Raw genomic sequence first — 24,277 nt, forward strand, 5'->3', positions numbered from 1 at the left:
CGCTCACGAGCCTTTTGGCCTGGCCAAGGCGGCCGCCCGCCGTTCCTCGGGTGCGCCGTCACGCTCGGCCTCGTCGCACAGGTCGGCCAGCTCCCGCCGTACGTAGGCGGTGTCCGGATGATCGACGCCGAGCCGTTCTTCCGACAGCTCCAGCGTCTCGTGCACAAGCTCGATCGCCATGACCATCGCGACGGACCGCAGCGTGTCTCCCAGCAGGCAGGCCGTGCGCAGCGTCATCGGGTGCTCAGGCCCCAGGCTCGACACCAGCTCACCCAGCTCGGTTTCGATCGTCGACGCCTGCTCTTTCGGCAAGCCGTGCTTGCCCAGCTGCAGCCGCGCGTTGAGCTGGTCTTCGGCCGCCCGCCGGGTGTCCGGATGCCCTGGCCCGAGCACCCGCTCGAGATGAGCGTGCGTCTGCCGCAGCAACGCCAGCGCCGTCACCGGACGGCCGACCGCCAGATACGCCTCGCCCACCCGCTGCCGCAGCCACAGTGTCGCGACGTCGTCGGCGGGCAGCGCCAGCTCGTGCGCGACGAGCGCCTCCTCGTAGACCGGCAACGCGAGATCCGGGCGGTCGGCCGACCAATACCGTTGGGCCTGCCGGAAGTGCCCTTGGCGCAGCTCCGGATGTTCCTCCAGCCGGGACGGCGGCGGTTCCGGCCGGCTCTCCTGTGCCGCCGCGTCCGTCTGCTCGACGGTCTTCTTGTCCGAGCCGAACGGGGCCAGTTCACGGCCGACATAGCGGGAATGGCCCACCCAGATGACCCGATAGCTGCGCATCGGCCACAACGGGATCCAGAAAACGCAGAAGTACAGCCGTTTCACGACCGAGGCACAGCGCGGGCAGCGGTCGGCCGCGCCGTACAGGCGAGTGCCGATCCCGTACATCGTCTGCGTGTCCGGCGCACGTGACGCGATCGTGCCGTCGGTGCACGGCCCGCAGAACGGATAAACACCCTGCCTGTCTGTCACCCGGGCAGCGTAGGCACCGGGCTCCGGGAGTGGTCCCGGCTACTCGACCGGCGCCAGCGCGGGCCGCTTCGCGCGGACCGTGTCGCCCGAGGACTCACCGCGCAGGCGGCGCCGCACCCAAGGCAAAGCGTGCGCCTTCGCCCACGCGATGTTCTCGCGGCGCCGCGTGCGCGGGTCGACGGTTTCGCGCGGCCCGAGGTCGGCGGGCTTGAGCGAGTGGGGCGCGCCGAGCGCGTCGAGCACGGCGACGGCGACCTCGGTGTGCCCGAGCGCGTTGAGGTGCAGCCGGTCGGCCGACCACAGCCGCCGGTCACGCAGCGACCGCATCGCCCACATGTCCACCAGCGTCGCCCCGCGGCGCGCGGCCATCAGCCGGACGTGCTCGTTGTAGATCGCGACCCGGCCGCGCATCTTGCGGAACAACGCGTCTTCGACCCCGTCGACGCCGGTGAACAGCACGACCTTCGCGCCGGACTCGGCCAGCCGCGCGACAGCCTTGTCGTAGTCCTCGAGCAGCCCGTCGATGTCGACCTTCGGCCGCATCAGGTCGTTGCCGCCCGCGTACAAGGTGACCAGTTCGGGACGCAGGTCGAGCGCGGGCTCCAGCTGCTCGCCGAGGATCTGGCCCGCCAGCTTGCCGCGCACCGCGAGGTTCGCGTAGAGGAAGCCCGGCGTGTGCGCCGCGAGCTCCTCGGCGACGCGATCCGCCCAGCCACGCACCCCGTTCGGGTAACGGGGGTCCTCGTCCCCGACTCCCTCGGTGAAGGAGTCGCCGAGGCATACTAAGCGGCCGCTTATCGCTGAGGTCATGGGCAGTTTTATAGCAGACGGCGCCGGATGACGGCCGTCACAGCCCGTGTTCGAACTCCGCGCGCAGTGCGTTCTTCGTCAGGGGGCCGTGTGCTGCCCGATCCAATCCGCGTAGGCGGCCACGTTCATGTAGATACCGGCCTTTTCGACACAGCTCGCGCTCTGGCCGTGGCTGGTGGCGCCGACCAGCTTCCACGCGCCGTTCTCGCTGACCACGGCCGGACCACCGGAGTCGCCGAAGCAGGCGTTGGCCGTGCCGTTCTTGTTGTCGGTGCACAGCTGCCGGGCCGGATCGAAGTCCTCGCCGCAGGCGGACGGGTCGGCGACCGTGGTGTCGAGCTGGCGCAGCAGGACCGGCGCCTCACCGCAGCCGGGCGTCGGGCACGTCTTTCCCCAGCCGATCAACCGGATCGCGGCGCCGGTTCCCGGGCCGGCGCCGATCTCGATCGGCCGGGCGGTGGCCGGTTTTGCCAGGTGGATGAGCGCGATGTCGTGGTGCAGCGCGATGTCGAACTGCTCGTGGCGGATGAACTTGTCCGCCTGGATGCGTTCGCCGCCCTGCGTGCGGTCGGGTGAGCCGATGCGCAGCCAGGTCAGCGCCGGGTCGAGCAGGCCGCCGGTGTGCCGGTCCGACACGCAGTGCCCGGCGGTGACCAGCCAGTCAGGACTGATGAGCGAAGCGCCGCAGCGCTCGTTGCCCAGTTCGGTCTGCACGGACGCCATGAACCCGTAGGTCTCGGTCGCGTCGGAGCCGCCCACGATCATCGGGCGGGCGGCGGCCGCGGGCGCGGCCAGGCCGACCATGCCCAGCAGCAGGCCCAGTGCGAGCAGTCGTTTCTTCATCGGGTTCCCCTCTCGGTTCGTCCGCACTGTTCTACCGAGGGGCGCCTGAACGGCTCCTGAACGATCCTGAAGATCGCTTCAGCGATCGAGGCAAAGCACGAGATTGGTGCGCTTCGGGCCTTCGATGAGGTCGACCTGGCGATAGCCCCAGCTCGCGTAGACGGCCCTGGCGACCTCAGCCGCGGGGCGCGCCCACAGCACGACCTGGCGTTCGGGGCGGCCGTCGAGCAACGCGTCGTGCAGCTTGCGCGCGATGCCGTGGCGGCGCCAGTCGCGGTGCACGCCGAGTTCGGCGACGCCGTAGCCGGGTTCGCGCAGGCCGGACCACCACGACGTGCCCGGGTTGAGGATGTGGCCGATCGTGAACCCGGCCAGTTCGCCGGTGTCGGCGCGGGCGAGCACGACCCGGAAGCCGGGCTCGGCCATCAACGCGGGCCATTCCGCGACGAACTCGTCAGTGTCGGCCTGGGTGTCGTTGTACGGGGCCTCGGCGAACACCGCGACGTAGAGCGCCAGCAGCTCGTCGGACAACGGCGCGGGGCCGTCGTGTACCTCGATCTGGACCATGACGTGAATATAGGACAGAGACCGTCCTAGACGCCTGGCATTATCCGGGGATGACCGACACCCCGGCACGGCTGCTGAACCTGCTGTCGCTGCTGCAGACCCCGCGCGAATGGCCGGGCAGTGTGCTGGCGGAACGGCTGGAGGTGAGCACCAGGACCATCCGCCGCGACATCGACCGGCTGCGCGAGCTGGGTTACCCGGTCGAGGCGACCATGGGCGCCGAAGGCGGCTACCGCCTGGTCGCGGGCACCGCGATGCCGCCGCTGCTGCTCGACGACGAGGAGGCCGTCGCGATCGCCGTCGGCCTGCGCACTGCGGCCGGGCAGGCGATCGCCGGGATCGAAGAGGCGTCGGTGCGCGCGCTGGCGAAACTCGAGCAGGTGCTGCCCTCGCGGCTGCGACGCCGCGTCGGCGCGCTCGGCACGGCGACCATCGCGGTCGCGACCACGGGCGCCGCCGTCGATCCCTGGGTGCTGACCCTGCTCGCCGGCGCCATCGCGAACCGCGAGCGCGTCCGGTTCGCCTACCGCGACGCCAAACGGCACACCGAGCCGTTACGCCTGGTCGCGTCCGGGCGGCGCTGGTACCTCGTCGCGTTCGACCTCGACCGCGACGACTGGCGCACCTTCCGTGCCGACCGGATCACCGAGCCGTTCCCGACCGGCGCCCGCAGCATCACCCGGGATCTGCCCGCTGACGACGCGGCGAGTTTCGTCATCGACAAGATGTACTCGTCGGCGCCCACCTACTCGGCCGTCGCCACGGTCCACGCCCCGCGCGAGCAGGTGGCCGCCCGCTTCGGCGACAACCCCGTCGAGCTGGAGACCATCGACGACCGGACGTGCCTGGTGCGCAGCCAGGGCGACACCCTCGAATGGCTCGCGATCCGGCTCATCCTGCTCGGCTGTGACTTCGAGGTGCACGAACCGCCCGAGCTCGCCGACTACCTGCGTACGTTGGGAGCGACGGTGACACGAGCGGCGGGAGGCAGCGGGTGATCGAGATCGGCAGGCTCGAAGCGTCGGACCGAGGCGAGTGGGAGAAGCTTTTCGCGGGCTACAACGAGTTCTACGGCCGCGAGCTCACCGCAGAGATGGCCGACCGCGCCTGGTCGGAATTCCAGGCAGACACCCGGATGCACGCGCTCGGCGCCAAACTCGACGGCGCGCTCGTCGGCCTCGCGCACTTCCTCGTCCACCCGAGCACGACTTCGGCCGATTGCTGCTACCTCCAGGACCTGTTCACCGCACCCGCCGCCCGCGGCATGGGCGCGGCCCGCGCCCTGATCGCTGCGGTGACCGACCGGGCCCGTGCCCGCGGCTGCGCCCGGGTGTACTGGTCGACCCGGACCTCGAACACGACCGCGCGCCGCCTGTACGACCGGGTCGCCGAAGACCGCGGCTTCATGCTGTACCAAATCGGCCTGGAGCCCTGAGCCCGGTCAATCGACACCCCAGTTCCGGCAGACGGCGGGTCCCGGCCGCCGCGCGCGGCGCTTCGGGATCAACGCCCGCAAGGCGCGAACCTGCTCGTCGCCGAGGCCGAGCGCCGTCGCGAGCGCGTCGACCGTGTGCGGATACGGCCGCGTGCGCTCCCCTCGTTCGAGCGAGCTGATCGCGTTGGTGCTCAACCCCGCCTTCTCCGCCAGCTGTTCCTGCGTCAGCCGAGCGCCCTCCCGTAGCCGTCGCAAAGCCACCCCGAATCGTTCCTCCACCCCGATGGACCCCCTGGTCGCGAAAGCCGTCCGCACAGTCCACTCCGCACAGCGCGAACTGTGTAGGTGCCTGTGGGTGTTCCTTGGGGCAGATCAACCGGATGCTTCCCGTGATACATCCACCATCGAAGGGGAGCGATATGGGCAAGATCGTGAAGCGGGCACTGGCCGTCGCCGCCGTGGCCGCGGGCGTGAGCGTCGCCGGGCCGGTTTCGTCAGCGTCGGCCGCGCTGGAGTTCGTGACGCCGGTGTACCAGATGACCTGCTCGACCGGCACGACCGGCAGCACCGGCGCGTACTGGGGTTACGCCACCTGCTACTCGCCGTACCCGTCCAAGTGGAAGGTGCGCGTGAGCTGCAGCTTCGGCCTCAACCCGGAGAGCGTGTTCATCTACACCGACTCCAGCGACGGCTGGAAGACGCTGTACCCGACCTCCAGCTGCTACTGGGGCGTCAACTCCGTCGAGGTCGTCGAAGGCCGCTGATACCGCCGCCGGTTCCCCGTCCCCCAGCAGGGAACCGGCGGTTCTCTTTTAATCCGTTGCGCGCCGCGAGCCGTGGCGGATACCGTGCCGCCCACGCCCTCGACCGGACGCGAGAAGGAGGTGGAACCCGTGATCACGCCAACGCAGATCATGCGCTCCCCACTCGCCTCGAGGGTGTCGAGGACCTGACCAGGGAGCGCACCGCTTTCCTGGGAAGGACCTCCCTTGACCGAACTGGTCATCCGTCCACTCGCCGCAGGCGAGGAAGGACTCTTCGCTTCACTTCCGGACCCCGGGCTCGTCGGCTTCGGCGCGTACCCGGAAACCTCCCTTCAAGCCATGACCGACCGCGGCGAACTGCGCCCCGAATGGTCATGGGTCGCGCTGCGCGACGAGAAGGTCGTCGCGCGGGCGGCGTGGTGGGCGTATCCCGAGTCGGCCGAACCGTTCGCCTTGGCGTGGTTCGACTTCACCGACTTCGACGCCGCCGTGGCCGTGTTGCGGGCCGCTCCCCATCCGACCGAGTACTCGATCAAGCTGCCCGCCGGGTGGCGTGACGATCCGGCCGTCGCCGAAGCCGCGAACAGCAGGATCGCCGCGGCGACAGCGGCCGGGTTCACGTTGCTCGTCGAGCGTTTTCTCTACCGCTGGACGCCGGAATGTGGCTTGCCCGATCGGCCGGGCAGGCTGGAGTTCCGGCCGGAGCCGGACGACGAGGTGTTCCTCGACGTCTTCCGGCGCATCGCGCACGGCAGCCTGGACGCCCATGTCCAGCGCACGATCGCCACGTCCGGGATCGACGCGGCCGCGCGCGAGGATCTCGACATCATGCTGGGCATGCCGGGCCCGCGTGAGTGGTGGCGGCTGGCGTACACGCCGTCCGGTGAGCTCGCCGGGCTGTGCCTGCCGAGCCGCAACCACGTCAACCCGGTGATCGGGTACATCGGCGTGGTGCCCGAGCACCGCGGGCACGGGTACGCCTACGACCTGCTCGTCGAGGCCACGCACCTGCTGGTGGCCGAGGGCGCGGACCGGATCATCGCGGCGACCGACCTGCCGAACAAGGCGATGGCCGCGACGTTCGCGAAGGTGGGATATCCCATCGACGCGCATCGTGTCGATCTCATCTGAGCCGGGCTGAAGTGTGTGGGCGGCGGTCCGGTTCGCCGGGCCGCCGCCCACGGTAACTTGATCACGTGCGGGAGGACCGGGGATAAAGCCCGCTTTACTCCCGGGGATAAAGCGGGCTTTATCCCCGGGAGTAAAGCCCGCTAAATCCTGGGTTGGAGGCCGGAGAAGATGATCGCGACCGTGCGGGCGCGCAGGTCGGCGTCGCCGCCGATGTGCTCGGCCGCGCGCGCGGCGCCGATCACCACGGGCAGGAGTTCGCCGACGCCCATGTCTTCGCGGACCGCGCCGGCTTCCTGGGCTCGTTTGAGCACCAGCGCGAGCGCGGCCTTGAGCCGGGCGCCGACGACCGCGCCCGCCTTGGGGACCTCGACGCCCGCGGCGGCGAGCGCGTCGCTGTAGGCGTTCTTGGCCGCGGACATCTCGATCCAGCCGGTGAGGAACTCGTAGAACGTCGCCGCCGGATCGTCCGCTTCGGCCGCCGCCTCGGCCTCCTCGGCGAACCGGTGCAGCCGGTCGACGAGCACGGCTTCGAGCAGCGCCTCCTTGGTCGGGAAGTGCCGGAAGACCGTGCCGACCCCGACACCGGCCACTTTCGCGACCTCTTCGGTGGGCGCGGAGGTGCCTTTCGCGGCGAAGACGGCTTCGGCGGCTTCGAGCACCCGCGCGCGGTTGCGGCGGGCGTCCGCCCGCAGCGGCTTCTCCTCGGTCACAACCGTAGATCGTATGCCTGTCAGACCTCGAGCGCGTCCAGAACCTTCGCCAGCGCCTGGGGTACCTTCGGTCGAATGCCCGGCCAGCTCCTCGACGGGTTCGGGCCCGTCGAGGAGCAGCCGCCCCATCAAGTCCGGAACGGACCGGTCACCTCGTAGGTGATGCCGCCGCTGGACGAACCCGAGGTCCCGCGCTGCGACGAGAAGTACAGCCGGTTGCCCGCCGGGCTGAAGGCCGGGCCGGTGATCTCCGACGCCGACTGGCCGGTGACCCGCAGGAACGGCGCGACGATGTCGTCCGGCGTGATCACGCAGATCTCCATGTTGCCGCCGTCTTCGGCGATGTAGAGATCGCCGAAGCTCGACCCGGTCACGTTGTCGACGCCGGTCAGCGGCGCCGTGCCGGGGCTCACCAGCGAGTCGTCGTACGCCAGCTCGTAGGTGCCCGCCGCGAGGTCGAGCTGCCAGACGCGGTTGTCGCCCTTGGTCGTGAACCAGGCCGTGTCGTTGGCGTAGTGCAGGCCTTCGCCGCCGTTGAACCGCTTCGCGCCGGACACCTGGCTGCGGGTCGCGGTCGGCGAGCCGTCGGGGTCGGTCACCGTGCCCCAGGTGAAGCTGCCCGAGGTCGCCGAGCCCGCCTTCAGCGCCTGCAGCGTGCCCGCGGACAGGTCGCCCCACGTGGTCGGGATGAAGCGGTAGAAGCAGCCGTCCGTGACGTCCTCGGTCAGGTAGATGACCTTGCGCACCGGGTCCGCGGCGGCGGCTTCGTGCTTGAACCGGCCCATCGCCGGGCGCTGGATCGCGGACGCGGTGCCCTGCGGGTCGCATTCGTAGACGAGGCCGCGGTCGACCTCCTCGCAGGAAAGCCAGCGGTTCCACGGCATCTTGCCGCCCGCGCAGTTCTGCCTGGTGTTGGCGAGTATCCGGTACGCGCCGGTGATCGAGCCATTTGAGGCGAACCGGATCGCGCTCGCGCCGCCACCGGGGTTGATCTCGGAGTTGGAGACGTAGATCCAGCCGGTGCCGTCGGCGAAGACGGCGCCACCGTCCGGCGCGCTGTGCCAGGTGTAGCCCGCGACCTGCTGGCCGGACCTGGCGATCACCCGGCTCGCGAAGCCTGCCGGGAGCTGGATTCCGTTGGCGTCCGTGGCTTGCAGCGGCCCGTACGGGCTCGGGCCGTTCTGCGCGGGCGCGGCCATCGCCGAGGGGGTGAGCGTGTTGCCGAACGCCGTGACGCCGGCGCCGAGCATGGCCGCGCGCAGGAAATTCCGTCGATCCACTGTTACCTCCGGTGCGGGGTGTGGTGGGAGCAGTACGCACCGTACGGAGGAGACAACTCGGACAACAGGCCCGAAAGTGAACAAAACCCGAATCTTAGAGACGGAACGCGACCGACTGCAGGATCACCACGATCACGAACACCACGGTGAACGCCAGGTCCAGCGACATCGCGCCGGCCCGCACCGGCGGCAGCAGCTTGCGCACCGGCCGGATCACCGGCTCGGTGACCGTGTGCGTGAAGCCGCGCGCCCGGTACGTCCACGGCGGCAGCCTGCCTGCCAGGCTCACGCTCCAGTCCAGCACGAGCCGCGCGATCAACACGATCTCGAACAAGGTCAGCACGACCCCGATCAGGTAACCGAGTGCGCCCATGGTGGTCCTTTCGCCTGATAAGGCCAGTTTGCCCATGCTTCCTGGGATCAGGCTGTGAAAAAAACCGATCGTCCACTGAATTTCCCGGCTTTACGTTCAGCGCCATGCACGAGAAACACTGGTCGGACGGCGTCACCCGGGTCGCGGTGCTCACCGGCGCCGGCATCTCCACCGCCTCCGGGATCCCCGACTACCGCGGCCCCGACGGCGTCTGGACGAAGGACCCGGACGCGGCGGAGCTGTTCACCTACGCCAACTACATGGCCGATTCCGCGGTCCGCCGCCGGTTGTGGCGCACCTACGCCGACCACCCCGCGTGGTGCGCCGAGCCGAACGACGCCCACCACGCGCTCGCCGAGATCGACGCGGCAGGCGTCGCGGTGCGGATCCTGACCCAGAACATCGACGGTCTGCACCAGCGCACCACGCTCGCCGACCGCAAGGTGCTCGAACTGCACGGCTCGATGCGCTCGACCGTCTGCACCCGCTGCGGCGCGAAGACGCCGACCGAGAGCGTGCTGGCCAGGATCCCGGCCGAGCCCGATCCGCCGTGCCGGAACTGCGGTGGCGTGCTCAAGCCCGCGATCGTCCTGTTCGGACAGCCGCTCGACGCCGACGTGCTCAGCCACGCGCGCACCATCGCCGCGGCCAGCGGCCTCTTTCTCGCGATCGGAAGCTCACTGCAGGTCGAGCCTGCCGCGTCGCTGTGCTCCATCGCCGTGCGAGCCGGCGCGAAGCTCGTCATCATCAATCGGGACCCGACGCCCTACGACGACGAAGCCGTCGAGGTGATCAGGGAACCGATCGCTGCGGCGGTACGTCACATCCGCAAGTTTGTGACAGATCGATGAGGGGTGTTACATGTCCAGTCGCGTGCTGGCGGCGCTGGCCGCCGGGCTGATCCTGCTGACCACGGCTTGTTCGGACGGCGACAAGGTCACGGGCGCGGCCTCGCCCACGGGTGAGGCCGCGCAGCCGTCCGCGCCGAAGTTCACCCCGTTCGACCAGTTCCCCGGCGGCGACGTCCTGCTCGTCGACACCCCGTCGAAGCCGGCCGCGCGGATCAAGCCCGTCGATTCGGCGGTGGTGCCCGACCTGCTCGGCGTGCCTGCCGAGCCCGGCTACCACTACCTCGCGGTGTACATGGCCGTCACCGGCGAGCTGGCCGACCGCGGCGCGGACGACGTGCGGCTCAAGAACCTGGCGATCAAGTACCCGATGACCAATGGCAAGTGCGGCAAGTTCGGGCCCGAATATCCCAGCGACACGGCGTGCTTCAGCGAGTCCTATCCGTACAGCAACCTCGCGAAGGTCGCCGACGGCACCTGGCGCGACCACAAATGGCAGAACATGTCGGTGATGGGCACCGACATCAAGAAGGGCGAGACGGTCATCGGTGTCGCGGGCTTCAAGATCGCGGACACCGTGGACGGCACGTTCGAGCTGTGCGCGCCGAGCAAGGAAGAACGGTCCACCAAGTCCAAATTCCCGTGCGTGCCGATCAAGGCGCCCGAGGGTTCCAGCAAGCCGGGTCCCGCCACCGAGAACGCCGAATTCGCCTCCTATCCGGGTCAGCACATCGTGTTCACCGGCATGAACGAGAAGCTCGGCGTGCGCGTGAAGCCGATCGACGCGACCTGGGCCGCCGAGCTCATCGACAAGCCCGCCAAGCCCGGGTTCCACTTCCTCGGCGTGTACGTCGCGGTGACGCCTGATCTCGCCGACCGTGGCGTGGAGAACGTCAACCTCGAACGCCTCGTGGTCCGCTATCCCGCGCCCGCCGGTGGCTGCGTTTCGTCGACCGGCGGCACCGGCGAAGGCGCGTGTTTCGCGGCGGGCAGGCCGACGAGCCAGCTCGACAAGGTCGCCAAGGGCGAGTGGCGGACGCACTTCTGGCGTGACCGGCCGTCGGGCACCGGGGTCAAGTCCGGTGAGACGCTGATCGGCTTGTCGGGCTTCGAAGTCCCGGACTCGATCACCGGCACCGACTTCAAGCTCTGTGGCCCGACGGCGGAGAACCCGCTCTCCCCGGGCACCTTCCCCTGCGTCCCCATCACGGTCCCGGCCCGCAGCTAATTGAGTCGTGAGTGGTACGGCCGGTTAGAACCGGCCGTACCACTCACGACCCCAGGGTCAGCGTTGTGACCAGATCTGGTTGGGCTGGGGCGCGGAGCCGTTGCAGTCCCAGATCTGGAGCCGGGCGCCGTTGGTGCTGCCCGCGGCGTCGAGGCACTTGCCCGAGTGCGGGTTGACGACGGTGCCGTCGGCGTTGATCCGCCAGTCCTGGGCGCCGGTTCCGTTGCAGGTCCACAGCCGCACCGCGGTGCCGTTGGAGGTCGCGGCGCCCGCCACGTCGAGGCACTTGCCGGTCTGCGGGTTCTTGAGCTGACCGCCGACCTTGGCCCACTTCTGGTTCCAGCCGTCACCGCAGTCCCAGAGCTGGACGGGTGCGCCGTCGTGGGTGGCGAACTCCGCGATGTCCAGGCAGCGACCCTGGCTGACCAAAGTGCCCGAGCCGTTGGAGCCCGCCTGGACGTCGGCCGAGAAGCTGTTCACCGTAAGGCCTTCGCCGCCCTGCCACGGCTCGAATCCGGCCTGGATGCTCGTGAGGTACCACGAGCTGTCGACGCGGGTGCGGTTGTCGACGTCCCTGACGAAGTCCATCACGTTGAAGGACCAGCTCGGGATCGGTGACGGCGCCACGTAGGACACCACGTCGTTGCCGCCGTTGTTGCCCTGCCATACCTGCCAGGTCCGGCCGCCGATCGTGGTGTCGCCGACCGGGGCGCCCACCGGCTGGATGCCGCCTTGGCGGTTGAACCAGATCATCAGCTCCATCTGGTTGACGCCCGTGGTCTTCGGCGTCGGGTCCATCCAGATGTCGTACGCGGCGTCGAACGTGCCGCCCGTGTAGCCGTAGGAGATCGACGACGGCGCGCTGCCGATGTCGCTCAGCCGCTTGGGCAGGTTCGTGCCGGGTGAGCAGCCGTCGTAGTGGCAGCCGACGTAGATCGCCGGGTAGGACAGCGGTGCGCCGCCGGAGGTCGATCCCTTCTGCGAGGCGATGCGGAAACCGGAGCCGGTGACGTTGATGCACTGCTCGGCGGCGCTGCCCCAGCGGTTGTTCATCACGGTGTACTTGCCCTGGATCGTCGTCGAGCCGAACTGATCGCAGATCAGCGTGTCGGCGTGCGCCGGGGTGACGCCTGGCGTCGCCAGTGGCGCGGCCGCCAGCAGTAGAGCCGCGGCGAGGGACCGGATCAGCTTCATTGCTTCCTCCACCTCCATCGGTCGCTCCACATTGGGAGCGCTCCCAGAGAGGAAAGCACGCCGTCCCGCGTTCGGAAAGACCGCCCGAAGGTGGCACCCCTTCTCTAGTGCACGCGAGAAATCTTCGTTATCAGTTCGTTATTGACCGGCCTGGATCGTCCGGTTTTGATGGGTGGAACCGGTTACGTAACCGGTTCCATGGAGGGATGCGCCTCGTGCCGGTCACCATCGCCGACGTCGCCGCGCGGGCGGGCGTCAGCAAGACCACCGTCTCCCGCGTGCTCAACGGCAAAGGCGAGCTCGACTCGGCCACCGCCGCCAGGATTCGCGATCTGATCGCCGAGATGGGCTACGTGCCCAGCGCCCGCGCGGTCGGGCTGGCGCGCGGGCGGACCCGGATCGTGGCGATGCTGCTGCCGTCGCTGAACTGGCCCTGGATGGGCGAGGTGCTGCAAGGCGTCGTGGAGGTCGTCGAAAGCCAGGGCTACGGCCTGCTGGTGTTCACCTGCACGCGTGGCGACGAGTCGTTGCGGCATTTCGCGAGCCAGGTCTCGGCACAGTCGTTCGACGGCCTGGTCGTGATCGAACCCGACGGCACCCTCGACTACATCGCGACGCTGCATGAACAAGGCCTGCCCGTCGTGCTCATCGACGACCGCGGCCACTCGCCCCGCTTCCCGTCCGTCCGGTCCACGAACCACGACGGCGCCCGCGCCGCCGCCGGGCACCTGCTCGAACTGGGCCGCCGGCGGCCGCTGATCATCGCCGGGGACGAACGCTTCGGCTGCGTCCGGGAACGCCTCGCCGGGTTCGCCGAGGCCTACGCCCGCGCAGGCCTCACGCTGGACGCCGCACTCCGGCTCGACGGCGATTTCACCTACGAAAGCGGCCGGCTTGCGGCGCGACGGGCGCTGGAACACGGCCTCGAGTTCGACGCCGTGTTCGCCCACAACGACGTCATGGCGGTGGCCGCGATGCAGGTTCTGCGTGGCGCCGGGCGGCGAATCCCCGAAGACGTGGCGGTCATCGGCTTCGACGACCTGCCACTGGCCGCCCAGGCCGACCCGCCACTGACGGCGGTCCGCCAGCCCGTCCGCGAGATGGGCGCCGCGGCGGCTCGAGCCTTGCTGGCGCACCTCGCCGGCACGCCGCTTCCCGAGACTCCGGCGATCTTGCCCGCCACGCTCACCGTCCGAGCGTCGACAACCGGCTAGAACAAATGTTCGAGTACACTGGTGCTCATGTCAGCGGCACTGCAGGGTTCGTTGTTCGACGACGCCGGGGAGATGAGCCTCGGCGCGCTGACGAACACCCGGCGCACGGTGCTCGGCCGAGGCGCCTGGATCGACGTGCTCCCCGGCTGGCTCGCGGGCGCGAGCACGCTGTTCGACCTGCTCGCCGACCAAGTGCCATGGCGGGCGGAGCGGCGGCAGATGTACGACCGGGTCGTGGCCGTGCCCCGGCTGCTCTGCTCCTACCGCGAAGACGATCCGCTCCCCCAGCCGATCCTCGTCGAGGCCCGTGAAGCACTGAGCGCGCACTACGCGCCGGAGCTCGGCGAGCCGTTCCGCACCGCCGGGCTCTGCCTGTACCGCGACGGCGCCGACAGCGTCGCCTGGCACGGCGACACGATCGGCCGCGGCGGCGTCGAGGACACCATGGTCGCGATCCTGTCCGTCGGGGCGCCCCGAGCGCTGGCGCTGCGGCCGAAGGGCGGCGGCGAGGTGATCCGGCGCTCGCTCGGCCACGGGGACCTGATCGTCATGGGCGGCTCGTGCCAGCGGACCTGGGACCACGCGATACCCAAGACCGGCAAGGCGGTCGGCCCGCGCATCAGCATCCAGTTCCGCCCGCGCGGCGTCTCCTGACCGACGGCTCGGCCGATCGGGTGACAATCGTTTTGACCCGAACCATCCGGGCCCGCGCGTCCGTGTCTTGAAGCGAGGGCGGTTCCAGGGAGACCCCCTCCGAGGTCTACGCGATGTCGGGCGGGCTTACCCCAGGGCCGGCAAACCGCCGCGGAGACCGTCGCCGGTTCGTCCCCACACGGGCCGGCAGCAGCGGACCCGTCCGAGAGCACCCCTAGATCCCGGGCGGGTCCGCGTTTCCAACTTTGCTACACATCAAGCAACGAATTCGCCAAAACGATCGTGGCCGAGGCCGGGAACCGCTACGTTCGCGCGCATGCAGCTGCCTTGGCGCGGGGCCGTGAAAGCCGCGTTCTCCAGCCCGTTGACCATGATCGTCGCGGCGGTGACCGCGCTCATCGCGTGCTTCCTGGCCACCGCGGCGGTGCTGCACGCCTCGGCGGCGGGCGGCGCGACCGCGCACCACCAGTCGGGCATCGTCTGCCCCGACGAATACGGCCCGATGTTCACCGCGCACCTGGCGAAACCGGCCGCGATCCCGGCGGTCAACGAAGCCATCGCGAAACGTGCCGCGCAGCACGGCTTCAGCGCGCCCGTGACCGGCATGTACACCCCGGTCATGCAGTCGCAGTACGGCGGCGCCGACTACCGCACCCGCCTCGCTTATCGCGACGGCGGGCTGGACCAGCTCAAGCAGGTCAGCGGCGACCGCGCCCCCGGCATCTGGATGGGCGAGACGCTCAGCACGGCCACGCACACCGGGGTGGGCACCGTCGGCACCTTCCTCGGCCAGGCGATGCCGCCGGTCACCGGCACCTACCAGGACCTGACCAGGCCGGAGCCGCGCTGGTGGTGCTCCCAGCAGCCGTGGGCGCTGGAGAACCGCGTCGACGACCACGTCAAAACCGGCTCGGTCCTGTTCACCACGGACCGCGCCACCTTCGACAACGCCATGCGCGATCTCGACATCGCCGTGCTCGACCAGGTCGTCATCACCTTCTACGAGCCCGCCCCGCGCTCGCTGGCCGCCGCCGAAGACCTGACCGAGCGCTCCCGCGCGATGGTCGCCGACGTCCGCGCGGACCTCGGCGACCTCGTCTACGGCTCGCTGCCGTTCGAACGCTCGCTCGCCATCGCGCACCAGACCGAGCACAACGTGCTGGTGTCGATCCTGCCGCTGGCCGCGATCAGCGTGCTGGTCGGCTGCGCCGGCATCGGGACCGTCGCGCTCCAGTGGTACCAGCGCCGCCACGCCCGGCTGCGGCTGCTCGCCTCGCGCGGCAGCGCGCCGGTCTCGCTCGGCGGGCTCGCCGCCATCGAACTCGGCCCGGCCATCGTGCTCGGCGCGATCGCGGGCGGGCTGCTCGCCAGGTCACTGCTCGGGGTGTACGGACCGGACGGCGACGTCGGCGGCGAAGCCATCACGCTCGGCTTCGCGCTGAGCGCCTGCGTGCTCGTGCTCTCGCTCGTACTGCTCGTGGGCGTGGTCGCGGTCCGCGCGCACCGCGAGTTCGAACTGGCGCGCGTGCGCGGCAGCGGCAAGATCACCCGCGTGCTGCGGCTGTTCCCCTGGGAACTCGCCACCGCCGCGATGGCGGTCGTCAGCTGGAACCGCATGGTCGGCTATGGCGGCGCCAGCAAGCTCGGCGACCCGCTGCCCGCGATCGACCCGCTCGCGCTGACCTACCCGGTCTTCGTGGTGCTCACCGCCGGGCTGGTCGCCGCGCGGCTCGTCTGGCTGCTGCTGCACGCCTCGCACCGCGCGCGGTTCTGGTCACGCCCGGCGTTGCAGCTGGCGATCCGGCGGCTGGCCAGCGCCCGCGCGCCGGTGACCGGGGTGCTCGTGATCAGCACGCTCGCGATCGGCATGCTCGCGGCGGGCACCAGCATCGCCACCGGGCAGCAAGAAGCCTTGCAGACCAAGGCGGGCTTCTTCGTCGGCGGCAACGTGCGCGTCGACACGGAAAGCGCTGTCGGGCTCGGCACCAAGCCGTTGCCCGCGCCCTTGCGCGACACCAGCACCGTCGTCGGCCGGATCGGCGACGCCGGGGGTGTCGTGCTGGTCATCGATCCCGTCACCTTCGCCAGGTCCGCCGAATTCGGCGCGCTGCCCCGCGACGAGGTCGACGCGCTGATCGCGAAGCTCGACGGCGCGCCGAACGCGCCGGTCCCGGCGATCCGCGTCGGCCCGCCGAGCACGCTGCCGCCACTGCCGGACTCGGCGATCATCGGTCACCTGCCCGGTTTCCCGATCCTGGGCACACAGGTCGGCTACGTCATCTCGCGCACCGAGCTGTCGAAGTCGAAGCTCGCCGACATCGGGCGCTGGAGCATCGTTTCGACCGTCTCGCAGGAAAGCGCGTTCGCCGCGCTCGACGCCGTGGGCATCGGCAGGCTCGACTCGGTCAGCAAATCCGGCGCGCTCAACGCGTTGCCGTTCTACGTGATCGAGTGGACGGTCGAGTTCCTGACCCTGCTCGGCGCCGTGCTCGGTGTGGTGGCCGTGCTGGCGCTGCTCGTCGCGGTCGAGACGCGGCGGCGGCAGAACGCGCTCGCCGGCGCGCTCGTGCTGCGGATGGGCATGCGGCTGCGGGCGTTGCTGGGCAGTCATCTCATCGAGCTCGGCGCGCTGGTGACACTCGCCGCGGTGACCGGTGTCGCGTGCGGGGTCACCGTCGCCGGGCTTTCCCTGCCCCGCTTGGATCCGGCGACGTTCCTGTCACCGCGATCCCAGCTGCCCGACCCGACCGGGTTCGTCGCGAGCGTGCTGGTGATCAGCGCGTGCGTGGTGGCACTGGCGGGGTGGCTCGCGGTCCGCTCGGTGCGGACCGCCCGTACGGCGGAGCTGATCCGTGCCTGAGATCTTCAAGCTGCGCGGCGTCGGCGTCGACTACCGCACCCCGGCCGGGGTGGTCACCGGCATCGACGACGTCACGCTCGACATCCCGGCGAACGGCGTGACCGTGCTGGCCGGGCCGTCCGGCTCCGGCAAGTCGACGCTGCTGCGCGTGCTCGGCCTGTTCGAGCCGCCCGCGCGCGGCGAGGTCCGTTTCCAGGGCGCCGACGTCGGCGCGATGCGGCACCGCGCGCGCCGCGCGTTGCGGCGCAAGCATCTGGGACTGGTGCTGCAGAACCCGTCGGACAACCTGCTCGGGTACCTGAGCGTCGCCGACAACCTGCGCGCGGCGGCCGACTCGGCCAAGGTCACCTGCCGTCCCGACGACATACTCGGGCAGCTCGGGCTCGACGGCACGGGCGAGTGGGACATCACCGCGCTCTCGGGCGGCCAGCAGCAACGGCTCGCGTTCGGCTGCGCGCTCGCCAGGCAGGCCACGGTGATCCTCGCCGACGAACCGACGTCGCAGCTCGACGAAGCGTCGGCCGACCTCGTGCTCGACACCCTGCGCTACCTCGTCGCGCAGGACTTCGCGGTGCTCGTCACCTCGCACGACGAGCGGCTGATCAGCCTCGGCGCGCGGGTCGCGAGGCTGCGCAACGGCAGACTGGAGAGCGTCGCGTGAAACCACCAGCGCTGGAGGCACTCGGCCTCAGACGGAAGTTCGCCCACCCCAGCGGCGACGTGGAAGTGTTGCGTGGCCTGGAACTCCGGGTCGCCGCCGGCGAGCTGGTCACGGTCTCCGGCCGGTCGGGGTCCGGCAAGAGCGCGCTGCTGGCGCTGCTGTCCGGGTTCGACTCCCCCGACGACGGCAGCATCCTGCTCGACGGCGTCCCGATCGCAGGCGCTCCGCCGTGGCACACCTGCGCGGTGCTGCCGCAGGCACTCGGGCTGGCGACCGAGCTGACGGTCGCCGAGAACGTCGCGCTCCCGTTGCGGCTGCGTTCGGACATCCCCCGGCTGAGCCGGTCCGCGATCACGGCCAGGGTGAGCGAGCTGCTCGGCGAACTCGGCATCGGCGAGCTGGCCGACCGGTATCCGCTGGAGGTGTCCTTCGGCCAGCAGCAACGCGTCGCGCTGGCGCGCGCGGTCTCCGGCAGGCCCAAGGTGCTGCTGACCGACGAGCCGACCGCGCACCTCGACGCGGCGAGCACCCCGGCGGTGCTCGGCCTGCTGCGGCGTTGCGCCGAAGAGGGCGCCGCGGTCATCGTCGCCACGCACGACGACCTGGTGCACGAGATCGCCGACCGGCGGGTCCGGTTGCTCGACGGGGTGCTGACCTAGCAGGAGCCGGGGCGCGTGGTGGTGAACTCGAGCCGGATCGAGTCGGTGCGCGGCAGCACGATCGCCGCGCCCTGGTCCGAATTCCAGTCCGCGGGCAGCAGCACGAGCTGGCCACCGGACTGGAGCAGCAGTTTGAGGCCGTCGTAGCGGTACCGGTAGGCGGCCTCCGGCTCCTTGCAGACCACCTCGCGCACGCCGTCGGTCGTCATGTTGAGGCTCTTGGCGCTGTAGACGAGCACGTCGGGATCGGACGGCAGCCGCAGTTCCACGACGCGGCCTTGCTGTATCCCCAACGCTATGGAGTAGTCGGCGACCGCGACGAACAGTCCGACGGTGACCAGCACGAAGGCGATACCCGCCTCGACGATGATCGGCCCGTCGATCACCTGGTGCCACGCGAACACGAGCAGCAGCACACCGACCGCCAGCGCGACACCCGGCAGTCCCGGATAGCCAAGGCTGCGTGACTTGTCGGCCGCGACGAAGCCGAACGCCACGACCAGCGCGACACCGGCGCACGCCGCGAGCGGCGTGCAGACCCGCAACACCGCCGACCAGCTCTTCGGAGCCAGACGCTTCTTGAGGTAGCGGACACCGCACAGCAGCACGAGCACCACGCCGGCGGCCGCGGCGAGCGGCATGAACAGACCGTCCACCCCGCGCGCGAGTATTTCCGGGGTCGACTGATTCAGCAGCGTGTAATGCACGTGGAAATGGTCGAAGAACCACTGGGTGTAGACGAAACCGAAATAGAACACCAAGGCGGTGAGCAGTGTCGTGTTCGCGACGATGGACGCCACGACCTTGGCGGCGCGGGAAAATCCCGCGTCGGGTTCCTCCGGCTTTTCCGGCGCCGGTGGGCGGAGCCGGATGGATCTCACGGCGCCTTCTTGGAGCTGCTGGTCACGCTCGACACCGGAGCCTTGGGGTTGTACTTCTTGCACGGGTTCTGGATGTAGGCGTTATACGCGATGGTCCGGTTCCCGCTGTTGACGGCCTCCCAGCGCGTCACGATGCATTCTTTTCCGTCTTCGTTCTCACCGGCGAAGACCTTGCGAACCGTCACTCCGCACAGTGAATCGTCGCAGGGCGCGAACTCCTTCAGCTTGCGCTTGAAAACGTCGTAAGCCGCGTCGAAGTGAATGGTCGTGGCTTCGGGTTTGTAGCCGATGGGAATGCCCAGCACCTTGGGCGGCGGATCAGACTTCTTCGTGGTGCTCTTGGGTTTTCCCTGCTGAGCCGTGGTCGTCGTCCTGACGTCCGGCGCCTTCGAGGTTCCCTCGGCGGGCGGCGTCGAATCCTCCGTGGACGTGGACGTCTCGGCCGTGCGCAACGGCGTCGGCTCCGGTTGCCCGCCCAGCGTCGCCGGACTCTGGCATCCGGCCACGACTAGGCCTGCCAGCAGGTAAATTCCGGCCCGATATCCCTTCATCTGCCTCACCCTCCCGACCTCTCTTCCAGTGAAGAGCGCGCGAACGGTGGCGGAAATACAGATCACCTCGGATGCAACCCGGTTGGTACGAACGGCGCACCGGTACCCTGGGCGTCGATGCGCAAGCTGAAGTGGCAATGGGGGGTGCCCGCCCTGCTGTTCGTGGGCGCGCTCGTGGCGGTGTTCGTGCTGGCCGGGCCGGAGAGCCAGGTCGGCAGACCCAACCCAAGACAAGGACCGCCCGGCACCGGGCCGCTGACACTGGTGGCGATGGGCGACAGCACCGTGTCCGGCGAGGGCGCGGGCTCCTACACCCCGGAGACCAACGGCACCAACGGCGACTGGTGTCACCGCTCGCCCAACGCGTTCGTCAACCTCACCAAGCTCACCGGCATCGACGCCAGGATCAACCTCGCCTGCTCCGGCGCGCCCGCCGCGCAGGTCGGTTCCGGCGACGTGAAGCAGTGGACGGAGCCGTCGCAGGCAGGCCAGCTGGCCGCGCTGCTCAAGGACCACCGGGTCACCGCCATCGTGGTCGCCGTCGGGGCCAACGACGACCCGCACTTCTCCGCGCTGGTCAACGGCTGCTTCAAGGCCTGGTTCTCGGCGAGCGGACCGCCCTGCAGCGAGGCGATCCGCAAGACCTGGCAGTCCACTGTGGACGCGATGGTGCCCAAGGTGGTCAACGCGCTCGGCGACATCAAGAAGGTGCTCGCGGACGCGGGCTACGTGCCGTCGGACTACCAACTGGTGCTCCAGTCCTACGCCGCCCCGATCGGCCCCGGCATCCCGGAGAGCCTCCGCACGCTCAACGGCTGCCCGTTCCGCGTCGAGGATCTCGCCTGGGTCAGCCAGGAAGCGGTCAAGTCACTCGCGACCGGCCTCAAACTGGCCGCGAAGCAAGCGGGCGCACGGTTCCTGGACCTTTCGCGCTCCGGTGGCGGCCATGAGGCGTGCAGCGGCGGAGCCGACATGGGCCGCGAGTGGTTCACCCGGCTGACGTTGCAGCTGCAGGACCTCAAGGACCTCGAACGCGCCCCGCACGCGCTGCAGGAGTCCTTCCACCCCAACGCCGCCGGGCACGCCCAGATGGCGCGCTGCCTCAGCGAGTTCCTCGGCACGCCGGACGGCAACGCCGCGTGCCTCGCGGGCACCGACGGCAACCTCCACCCGGCGCCCGAGGTCACCGCCAACTGAGTCGTGAGTGGTACGGCCGGTTCTAACCGGTCTAAACACTCACGACCCCTGCCCTCGCCTGGCCGGAGCACGCCACCTTTGACCTTCCCCTCAGTAGAACCCAATGTCGGATAGTTGAGGATCGGGCGGGTTGGTCAAGCCCGTTGCTCGGCGAGTGTCGCGTAGGTCGGTTGAACGTTGCGAACGGGGCGTTCGCAACGTTGAGCGACACAGAAGTCCCGTTCGTTCCGTGCACACCCGCCCAAAAAGCGGGCAAATCGGATATCGCGGGCATGATTCAGCGATCTGGGTCCCGCGTGGACGTTAGCTGGGTTTCGCGTACTCACGCGTCGCTTGGTAGCGCAGGGCAAACCTTGACTGCCCGACGTTGGGTTAGAACCGCCCGCAACGCTCACGAGCCCTAGTTCTCCTTGAGGCAGTATGTGACGCCCAGGGATCGGGCGGTGTGCGTCGTGGCCGCACTGAGCTTGCACGCGTCGCGGCCTGTGGACCCCTTGACCACGTCGAGGATCTCGAACGTGCCTGAATTGCAGGGCACGGGCTTCAGGCTCACCCGCGAGGTCACGCCGGTGACGCATTGACCGATGCGCGCCTCGGCTGGCGCGGAGCTGCTCGGCGGAGGCGGCGGCGAGCCACCGGGGGTGCTGTCGTCGATCGCCGACGCGACGATCGCGAACGCCCCCAGCGCCGCGAGCACTCCGGCGCCGATCAGGATCGGCCGCTTGGAACGGCTTTTCGCCACCCGTACCCGCAGGAAAACGCCTTCGGACAGCGGGAACGTGGTGTCGTCCTTGACTCGCGCCGGTATGTCGCACGTGTACTCGTGCTCGTCCGTCTGGACCGTCCGCTTGACGCCGGCGCGTGCCTCCGCGCGCGTCAGGTGGACCTCGATCGTCGAACTCATGCTCTCCCCTTCTGAAGAGCCAAGTCTGGGGCGACCGGTCGATCACCGGGACGGTAAAAACCCCGACCCGCCGACAACATCCACGGGCTTGACAAATAAAGTTGTCGGTAGCAAAGTAGGCGCCGCACCGAGCACCGAGGGAGTACTCCGATGGGTCATGAGTTCGAGACGAGCAACGAGTTCAGCGTGGGCGCCACGCCTGAGCAGGTTTGGGGGGCCATCGCCACCGGCCCCGGGATCGACTCGTGGTTCATGGGCACGAACGAGGTCGGCGACGGTGTTGTGCGCACCGCCTTCGGCGGCTACAACCCCACGTTGCCGATCACGGTCTCCGAGCCGGGACGCCGGTTCGCCTACGAGTCGGCGAAGGCCGAAGACGGCCGGTTCGTCGCCTACGAGTTCCTCATCGAGGGCCGTGCGGGTGGCAGCACCGTGCTCCGCACGGTGACCAGCGGTTTCCTGCCCGGTGACGACTGGGCCGACGAGTTCGAGGCGATGACCCTCGGCGGCGCGTTGTTCATGGCCACGCTCGAGACGTACCTCAACCACTTCGCGGGCCGCACCGCGCGCCCGCTCACCGCGTTCGGCCCGCCGGTCTCCGACTGGGAACACGCCTGGGCCGTGCTACACCGCGAACTCGGCCTCACCGCGCCGGTCCGCGAGGGCGACCGGGCCGTGCTCGACGGCGTCGAAGGCACCGTCTACTTCGTCAATGCGCACACGCTCGGCATCCGCACCGGCGGCGCGCTTCTGCGTTTCCTGCGCGGCTTCCACGGCGCGATGGTCGCCGGCCACCACTTCTTCGACGGCGACCCGGACCAGCAGGCCTGGGACGACCGCCTCACTCGCCTCTACGCCTAGAAAAGGATCGATCATGCCCACCACGACGTCCGCGGACGGAACCACGATCGCCTACAGCAAGGTCGGCTCCGGCCGTCCGGTCATCCTGGTCGACGGCGCCATGTGCTTCCGCGGCATGGGCCCGCTCGACGCGCTCGCCGCCGTGCTCGCGCCGGACTACACCGTCTACACGTACGACCGTCGCGGCCGCGGCGAAAGTGGTGACACCGCGCCCTATTCGGTCGAGCGCGAGGTCGAGGACCTCGACGCGCTGATCAAGGAAGCGGGCGGCTCGGCGAACGTGTTCGGCTGCTCCTCGGGCGCGGTGCTCGCGCTCGAAGCCGCCACCCGCGGCCTCGCGATCGAGAAGCTCGCGCTGTACGAGCCGCCGTTCATCGTCGACGACAGCCGCGAGATCCCGACCGGCTACATGGACCGCATCCGCGAGCACATCGCCGCCGACCGGCGCCCGGAAGCGTTGCGGGAGTTCATGGTCACCGGCGTCGGGATGCCCGCGATCATGATGGTGGTCATGCGGCTGATGCCCGCCTGGAAGAAGATCAAGGGCGTCGCGCACACCCTGCCGTACGACATGTCCGTCGTCGGCACCACACAGGAGGGCAAGCCGCTGCCGGTCGACCGGTGGACCAACATCACCATGCCCACCTTGATCGCGGACGGCGCCAAGAGCCCGGCGTGGATGCGCAACGGCGTGCGGAATCTGACCGAGCTGCTCCCCCAGGCCGAGTACCGGAACCTGGCCGGGCAGAACCACATGGTCAAGCCCAAGGTCCACGCCCCGGTGCTCAAGGACTTCTTCGGCTGACCACGAGGCCGGGATAAAGCCCGCTTTACTCCCGGGGGTTTAGCGGGCTTTATCCCCGGGAGTAAAGCCCGCTTTATCCCGGCACTGCTACCAGGAGTCGTCTTCGCGGACGACGTACTGGTTGAGGAAGTTGCAGTCGCGGCAGGCGAGGGCCGCGATGGGATGCCTGGTCTTGCCCATCAGCTTCGCGCCGCCGAGGATGCCGAGCTTGAGCGGGCCCGCGATCCAGCGTGAGTAGCCGCCGGAACCTTCGCCGGCGTCCATGACGAAACCCTGGTCCAGCGACGTGGACCCGCAGGCAGCACATTTCATGGCGGGGAACCTAGCAACAATCCCGGCGCGGCGACGGGAGTTTCGCTAAAGGTCGAGTGCGGCTCGCAAGGCGATGTCGATGCGCTCCTGCACCTCGTGGTCGATCTCGGCGACCCGCTCGTTGAACCACGGCCGGTAGAGGCGCGTCAGGTTCAGCGTGGACACCCAGTACCTGGCGTCGACGGCGACGCCGAGGATGTCCTGCGGATCCCGGTCCAGCAGCTCGGTGCCCAGCAGCCACGGGCGCTCCGAGTCGTTCACCCCGTCCGAAGACAACAGCACCACGGTGCGCTGACGCGCCGGGTCGGTCGGGGGGTGGTACGTCCAGACTTCACCCCTCCGCACGCAGGTCCTCTTCCGCCGCCGCCAGATCGGCCTCGTCGCCCAGCGCGGCATGCTCGGCATGCTGGGCCTTCTGCGGGACGTAGCCGGTGCGGACGGCTTCGCGCCGCGCGGCCTTCGAGAGCCAGGACGACACGGAGATCCCGTGTGCCTTGGCCGCGCGCTCCGCGAACTCGAGCGCGCCACTGTCCAGTGAGAGAGTCACCTTACGTGTCGCCATA

The 24,277-nt window shown here is 69.6% G+C and carries 29 protein-coding genes; 14 read left to right on the top strand and 15 right to left on the bottom strand.

The genetic code is table 11. The features are described from left to right. Nucleotides 1–3: 3 nt before the first annotated feature. From AB5J62_RS20910 to AB5J62_RS20925, 4 genes are all read right to left on the bottom strand, one after another. Complete coding sequence (locus tag AB5J62_RS20910; RefSeq protein WP_370949981.1) at nucleotides 4–972, bottom strand: tetratricopeptide repeat protein; 969 nt, start codon at nucleotides 970–972, stop codon at nucleotides 4–6. 39 nt (nucleotides 973–1,011) lie between these two features. Then, nucleotides 1,012–1,782 (bottom strand): SGNH/GDSL hydrolase family protein, encoded by a 771-nt coding sequence (locus AB5J62_RS20915; RefSeq protein ID WP_370949982.1) that lies wholly within the window; start codon nucleotides 1,780–1,782, stop codon nucleotides 1,012–1,014. Between the two features lie 78 nt (nucleotides 1,783–1,860). After that, nucleotides 1,861–2,625: a trypsin-like serine protease gene (locus AB5J62_RS20920; RefSeq protein ID WP_370949983.1), complete on the bottom strand. Its 765-nt coding sequence runs from the start codon at nucleotides 2,623–2,625 to the stop codon at nucleotides 1,861–1,863. Between the two features lie 78 nt (nucleotides 2,626–2,703). Further along, entirely contained in the window at nucleotides 2,704–3,192 is a 489-nt protein-coding gene (locus AB5J62_RS20925; protein ID WP_370949984.1) for an N-acetyltransferase family protein, read from the bottom strand. A 50-nt stretch (nucleotides 3,193–3,242) separates the two neighbouring features. Between AB5J62_RS20925 and AB5J62_RS20930 the strand changes: the two genes are divergently transcribed. Together AB5J62_RS20930 and AB5J62_RS20935 are read left to right on the top strand one after the other, a co-directional pair. Continuing rightward, a complete protein-coding gene (locus tag AB5J62_RS20930) occupies nucleotides 3,243–4,190 on the top strand; it encodes a helix-turn-helix transcriptional regulator (protein ID WP_370949985.1) in 948 nt (315 codons plus the stop codon). Beyond that, the gene (locus AB5J62_RS20935) at nucleotides 4,187–4,627 is read left to right on the top strand and encodes a GNAT family N-acetyltransferase (protein ID WP_370949986.1); all 441 of its coding nucleotides are present in this window, start codon (nucleotides 4,187–4,189) and stop codon (nucleotides 4,625–4,627) included. The genes AB5J62_RS20930 and AB5J62_RS20935 overlap by 4 nt, the downstream gene beginning before the upstream one ends. A 6-nt stretch (nucleotides 4,628–4,633) precedes the next feature. On the opposite strand, the gene AB5J62_RS20940 is transcribed toward AB5J62_RS20935, so the two are convergent. Then, nucleotides 4,634–4,942 carry a helix-turn-helix domain-containing protein gene (locus AB5J62_RS20940; protein WP_370949987.1) on the bottom strand — a complete coding sequence of 103 codons (309 nt, stop codon included), beginning with the start codon at nucleotides 4,940–4,942 and terminating at the stop codon, nucleotides 4,634–4,636. 104 nt (nucleotides 4,943–5,046) lie between these two features. Here AB5J62_RS20940 and AB5J62_RS20945 point away from each other — a divergent pair, with 104 nt between their 5' ends. Both AB5J62_RS20945 and AB5J62_RS20950 read left to right on the top strand, forming a co-directional pair. Continuing rightward, a complete protein-coding gene (locus AB5J62_RS20945) occupies nucleotides 5,047–5,391 on the top strand; it encodes a hypothetical protein (protein WP_370949988.1) in 345 nt (114 codons plus the stop codon). A gap of 225 nt (nucleotides 5,392–5,616) precedes the next feature. Continuing rightward, complete coding sequence (locus AB5J62_RS20950; RefSeq protein WP_370949989.1) at nucleotides 5,617–6,522, top strand: GNAT family N-acetyltransferase; 906 nt, start codon at nucleotides 5,617–5,619, stop codon at nucleotides 6,520–6,522. A 140-nt stretch (nucleotides 6,523–6,662) separates the two neighbouring features. Here AB5J62_RS20950 and AB5J62_RS20955 read toward each other — a convergent pair whose 3' ends face one another. The 3 genes from AB5J62_RS20955 to AB5J62_RS20965 all read right to left on the bottom strand — a co-directional run bounded on the left by AB5J62_RS20955 (nucleotide 6,663) and on the right by AB5J62_RS20965 (nucleotide 8,885). Then, a complete protein-coding gene (locus AB5J62_RS20955; protein ID WP_370949990.1) occupies nucleotides 6,663–7,232 on the bottom strand; it encodes a TetR/AcrR family transcriptional regulator in 570 nt (189 codons plus the stop codon). A 128-nt stretch (nucleotides 7,233–7,360) separates the two neighbouring features. After that, a complete protein-coding gene (locus AB5J62_RS20960; protein ID WP_370949991.1) occupies nucleotides 7,361–8,512 on the bottom strand; it encodes an alkaline phosphatase PhoX in 1,152 nt (383 codons plus the stop codon). Between the two features lie 94 nt (nucleotides 8,513–8,606). Beyond that, nucleotides 8,607–8,885 carry a YggT family protein gene (locus tag AB5J62_RS20965; protein ID WP_370949992.1) on the bottom strand — a complete coding sequence of 93 codons (279 nt, stop codon included), beginning with the start codon at nucleotides 8,883–8,885 and terminating at the stop codon, nucleotides 8,607–8,609. A gap of 104 nt (nucleotides 8,886–8,989) precedes the next feature. Between AB5J62_RS20965 and AB5J62_RS20970 the strand changes: the two genes are divergently transcribed. Both AB5J62_RS20970 and AB5J62_RS20975 read left to right on the top strand, forming a co-directional pair. Then, nucleotides 8,990–9,736 (top strand): NAD-dependent deacetylase, encoded by a 747-nt coding sequence (locus AB5J62_RS20970; protein WP_370949993.1) that lies wholly within the window; start codon nucleotides 8,990–8,992, stop codon nucleotides 9,734–9,736. 10 nt (nucleotides 9,737–9,746) lie between these two features. Continuing rightward, nucleotides 9,747–10,961 carry a hypothetical protein gene (locus AB5J62_RS20975; protein ID WP_370949994.1) on the top strand — a complete coding sequence of 405 codons (1,215 nt, stop codon included), beginning with the start codon at nucleotides 9,747–9,749 and terminating at the stop codon, nucleotides 10,959–10,961. Nucleotides 10,962–11,018: 57 nt separating this feature from the next. On the opposite strand, the gene AB5J62_RS20980 is transcribed toward AB5J62_RS20975, so the two are convergent. Then, nucleotides 11,019–12,155, bottom strand: coding sequence for an RICIN domain-containing protein (locus tag AB5J62_RS20980; RefSeq protein ID WP_370949995.1), 1,137 nt, complete (start codon nucleotides 12,153–12,155; stop codon nucleotides 11,019–11,021). 206 nt (nucleotides 12,156–12,361) lie between these two features. On the opposite strand from AB5J62_RS20980, the gene AB5J62_RS20985 reads away from it, so the two are divergent. The 5 genes from AB5J62_RS20985 to AB5J62_RS21005 all read left to right on the top strand — a co-directional run bounded on the left by AB5J62_RS20985 (nucleotide 12,362) and on the right by AB5J62_RS21005 (nucleotide 18,203). After that, nucleotides 12,362–13,369 carry a LacI family DNA-binding transcriptional regulator gene (locus AB5J62_RS20985; protein ID WP_370949996.1) on the top strand — a complete coding sequence of 336 codons (1,008 nt, stop codon included), beginning with the start codon at nucleotides 12,362–12,364 and terminating at the stop codon, nucleotides 13,367–13,369. A gap of 27 nt (nucleotides 13,370–13,396) precedes the next feature. Then, complete coding sequence (locus tag AB5J62_RS20990) at nucleotides 13,397–14,023, top strand: alpha-ketoglutarate-dependent dioxygenase AlkB (RefSeq protein WP_370949997.1); 627 nt, start codon at nucleotides 13,397–13,399, stop codon at nucleotides 14,021–14,023. 316 nt (nucleotides 14,024–14,339) lie between these two features. Beyond that, a complete protein-coding gene (locus AB5J62_RS20995; RefSeq protein WP_370949998.1) occupies nucleotides 14,340–16,883 on the top strand; it encodes an ABC transporter permease in 2,544 nt (847 codons plus the stop codon). Continuing rightward, nucleotides 16,876–17,544 carry an ABC transporter ATP-binding protein gene (locus AB5J62_RS21000; protein WP_370949999.1) on the top strand — a complete coding sequence of 223 codons (669 nt, stop codon included), beginning with the start codon at nucleotides 16,876–16,878 and terminating at the stop codon, nucleotides 17,542–17,544. Before AB5J62_RS20995 ends, AB5J62_RS21000 begins: the two co-directional genes overlap by 8 nt. Continuing rightward, the gene (locus AB5J62_RS21005; protein WP_370950000.1) at nucleotides 17,541–18,203 is read left to right on the top strand and encodes an ABC transporter ATP-binding protein; all 663 of its coding nucleotides are present in this window, start codon (nucleotides 17,541–17,543) and stop codon (nucleotides 18,201–18,203) included. The genes AB5J62_RS21000 and AB5J62_RS21005 overlap by 4 nt, the downstream gene beginning before the upstream one ends. Here AB5J62_RS21005 and AB5J62_RS21010 read toward each other — a convergent pair. Both AB5J62_RS21010 and AB5J62_RS21015 read right to left on the bottom strand, forming a co-directional pair. Further along, complete coding sequence (locus tag AB5J62_RS21010) at nucleotides 18,200–19,084, bottom strand: hypothetical protein (protein ID WP_370950001.1); 885 nt, start codon at nucleotides 19,082–19,084, stop codon at nucleotides 18,200–18,202. The two genes, AB5J62_RS21005 and AB5J62_RS21010, sit on opposite strands and share 4 nt — an antisense overlap. Next, nucleotides 19,081–19,635, bottom strand: a complete 555-nt coding sequence (locus AB5J62_RS21015) for a hypothetical protein (protein ID WP_370950002.1) — start codon at nucleotides 19,633–19,635, stop codon at nucleotides 19,081–19,083. The genes AB5J62_RS21010 and AB5J62_RS21015 overlap by 4 nt, the downstream gene beginning before the upstream one ends. Nucleotides 19,636–19,752: 117 nt before the next feature. On the opposite strand from AB5J62_RS21015, the gene AB5J62_RS21020 reads away from it, so the two are divergent. Further along, on the top strand, nucleotides 19,753–20,832 hold the full coding sequence (locus AB5J62_RS21020; RefSeq protein WP_370950003.1) for a GDSL-type esterase/lipase family protein: 1,080 nt from the start codon (nucleotides 19,753–19,755) through the stop codon (nucleotides 20,830–20,832). Nucleotides 20,833–21,232: 400 nt separating this feature from the next. Here AB5J62_RS21020 and AB5J62_RS21025 read toward each other — a convergent pair whose 3' ends face one another. Continuing rightward, nucleotides 21,233–21,736, bottom strand: coding sequence for a hypothetical protein (locus AB5J62_RS21025; protein WP_370950004.1), 504 nt, complete (start codon nucleotides 21,734–21,736; stop codon nucleotides 21,233–21,235). Nucleotides 21,737–21,886: 150 nt separating this feature from the next. Here AB5J62_RS21025 and AB5J62_RS21030 point away from each other — a divergent pair, with 150 nt between their 5' ends. Beyond that, a complete protein-coding gene (locus AB5J62_RS21030) occupies nucleotides 21,887–22,597 on the top strand; it encodes an SRPBCC domain-containing protein (RefSeq protein ID WP_370950005.1) in 711 nt (236 codons plus the stop codon). 13 nt (nucleotides 22,598–22,610) lie between these two features. Then, nucleotides 22,611–23,402, top strand: coding sequence for an alpha/beta fold hydrolase (locus tag AB5J62_RS21035; protein ID WP_370950006.1), 792 nt, complete (start codon nucleotides 22,611–22,613; stop codon nucleotides 23,400–23,402). Nucleotides 23,403–23,489: 87 nt separating this feature from the next. On the opposite strand, the gene AB5J62_RS21040 is transcribed toward AB5J62_RS21035, so the two are convergent. The 3 genes from AB5J62_RS21040 to AB5J62_RS21050 form a co-directional block, all read right to left on the bottom strand. Beyond that, complete coding sequence (locus tag AB5J62_RS21040) at nucleotides 23,490–23,666, bottom strand: hypothetical protein (RefSeq protein ID WP_370950007.1); 177 nt, start codon at nucleotides 23,664–23,666, stop codon at nucleotides 23,490–23,492. Nucleotides 23,667–23,759: 93 nt separating this feature from the next. Next, the gene (locus AB5J62_RS21045) at nucleotides 23,760–24,059 is read right to left on the bottom strand and encodes a hypothetical protein (RefSeq protein WP_091287346.1); all 300 of its coding nucleotides are present in this window, start codon (nucleotides 24,057–24,059) and stop codon (nucleotides 23,760–23,762) included. Then, the gene (locus tag AB5J62_RS21050; protein WP_091287343.1) at nucleotides 24,046–24,276 is read right to left on the bottom strand and encodes a hypothetical protein; all 231 of its coding nucleotides are present in this window, start codon (nucleotides 24,274–24,276) and stop codon (nucleotides 24,046–24,048) included. The genes AB5J62_RS21045 and AB5J62_RS21050 overlap by 14 nt, the downstream gene beginning before the upstream one ends. Between the last annotated feature and the right edge of the window lies 1 nt (nucleotide 24,277).

The sequence above is a fragment of the Amycolatopsis sp. cg5 genome (genome assembly GCF_041346955.1).
GTDB lineage: Bacteria > Actinomycetota > Actinomycetes > Mycobacteriales > Pseudonocardiaceae > Amycolatopsis.